A 1,475-nucleotide genomic window follows, 5' to 3' on the forward strand; every position below is an offset into this window, starting at 1 on the left:
GCCGAGGACCTGGACCGCTTCGGCGTCCAGCAGTGGCACATCGTGATGATCGTGCCGATTGGCTTCTCTCTCATGTTCCTGCGTTTCGCCCAGGTATTGGTGCGGGTGATCCAGGACAAGCAGATTGGTTTTGGTGGTCACGGCGAAGTCGAAGACGCCATCAAACTCGCCGAAGAGACGGAGGCTAAACGATGACCATCGCATTTCTGTTCGTCGCCCTGTTCGCGCTGATGTTCATCGGCATTCCGGTGGCGATTTCCCTGGGTTTGTCCGGGGCCATGACCATCCTGTTCTTCAGCAACGACTCGGTGCGTTCGCTGGCGATCAAGCTGTTCGAGACCAGCGAGCACTACACGCTGCTGGCGATTCCGTTCTTCCTGCTGTCGGGTGCGTTCATGACCAGCGGCGGCGTGGCCCGTCGGCTGATCGATTTCGCCAACGCCTGCGTCGGCCATATCAAGGGTGGCCTGGCCATCGCCGCGATCCTGGCGTGCATGCTGTTCGCCGCGCTGAGCGGCTCGTCGCCGGCCACGGTGGCGGCGGTCGGTTCGATCGTCATCGCCGGCATGGTGCGTTCGGGCTACAAGAAGGAGTTCGCCGCCGGTATCGTCTGTAACGCCGGTACCCTGGGCATCCTGATTCCGCCGTCGATCGTCATGGTGGTCTACGCCACGGCGACCGAGACCTCGGTGGGCAAGCTGTTCATGGCCGGCGTGGTGCCGGGGCTGCTGCTGGGCGTGTTCCTGATGATCACCATCTACATCATCGCCCGGGTGAAGAACATGCCGTCGCTGCCGCGGGCGTCGATGAGCGAGATCCTCACTGCCGGGCGCAAGGCCGGCTGGGGGCTGGCGCTGATCGTGATCATCCTCGGCGGCATCTACTCGGGCATGTTCACGCCGACCGAGGCTGCTGCGGTGGCGGCGGTGTACGCGGCCTTCGTGGCGATTTTCATCTACAAGGACATGACCGTTCGCGAGTGCCCGAAGGTGTTCGTCGAGGCCGGCAAGCTGAGCGTGGTGCTGATGTTCATCATCGCCAACGCCATGCTGTTCGCCCACGTGCTGACCACCGAGCAGATCCCGCAGTCGATCACCGCCTGGGTCGTCGACCAGGGCTTCAGCCCGATCGAGTTCCTGATCGTGGTGAACATCGTGCTGCTGATCGCCGGCACCTTCATGGAGCCGTCGGCGATCATCCTGATCCTGGCGCCGATCCTGTTCCCGATCGCCATGCAGCTGGGCATCGACCCGATCCACCTGGGCATCATCATGGTGGTGAACATGGAGATCGGCCTGATCACGCCGCCCACGGGCCTCAACCTGTTCGTCACCTCGGCGGTCACCGGCATGCCGCTGACCCGTGTGGTGCGCGCGGTATCGCCATGGCTGCTGGTGATGCTGGCGTTCCTGATCCTGGTGACCTACGTGCCGTTCATCTCGCTGGGGCTGCCGAACTGGCTGGGCATGAACTGA

At 63.2% G+C, this 1,475-nt stretch carries 1 protein-coding gene and 1 pseudogene; both read left to right on the forward strand.

Annotated features, from left to right (window positions below; all coding sequences use genetic code 11):
• Positions 1–195 (forward strand): annotated as a pseudogene (locus QRN22_RS11715) (C4-dicarboxylate ABC transporter); the annotation flags it as partial.
• Positions 192–1,475: a C4-dicarboxylate TRAP transporter large permease protein DctM gene (dctM, locus tag QRN22_RS11720; protein ID WP_042555999.1), complete on the forward strand. Its 1,284-nt coding sequence runs from the start codon at positions 192–194 to the stop codon at positions 1,473–1,475. The pseudogene QRN22_RS11715 and the gene dctM, both read left to right, overlap by 4 nt.

Source organism: Pseudomonas sp. MEJ086 (genome assembly GCF_030209025.1).
GTDB lineage: Bacteria > Pseudomonadota > Gammaproteobacteria > Pseudomonadales > Pseudomonadaceae > Aquipseudomonas > Aquipseudomonas fulva_A.

What these genes read in the sequence shown, in the direction of transcription:
- dctM (WP_042555999.1), top strand. Translation starts at nt 192, where the DNA reads ATGACCATCGCATTTCTGTTCGTCGCCCTGTTCGCGCTGATGTTCATC.